Source organism: Pseudomonas sp. SIMBA_068, from assembly GCF_046534705.1.
Classification (GTDB): domain Bacteria; phylum Pseudomonadota; class Gammaproteobacteria; order Pseudomonadales; family Pseudomonadaceae; genus Aquipseudomonas; species Aquipseudomonas putida.
In genome coordinates this window covers 1-233 of the sequence record NZ_JAWRYI010001737.1, presented here as the reverse complement: position 1 = coordinate 233, position 233 = coordinate 1, and the positions used below count along the sequence as shown (strand labels likewise).

Below are 233 nucleotides of genomic sequence, written 5' to 3'. Positions count from 1 at the left end.
CCGGGTCCGGCGCGAAACCCTTGCCGCAGTCCACGCCGGAAGAAGCGCGCGGACTGATGCTGCATCTGGCGCGCGCCGTTCGCGCACCGGAAGCCGTGGTCGATCTTCACCGCGTGGAAGACCTGACCGTTCCCGGCGCGGCCGGCTCGCTGCGCGCACGGCTCTATCGTCCGAGCGCGGAGCGCCATCTGGCGACGGTCCTCTATCTCCACGGCGGCGGGTTCGTCATCGGC

At 71.2% G+C, this 233-nt stretch carries 1 pseudogene; it reads left to right on the top strand.

Annotated features, from left to right (window positions below):
* Nucleotides 1-20: 20 nt before the first annotated feature.
* A pseudogene (locus SB756_RS35695) lies at nt 21-233 on the top strand (alpha/beta hydrolase); the annotation flags it as partial.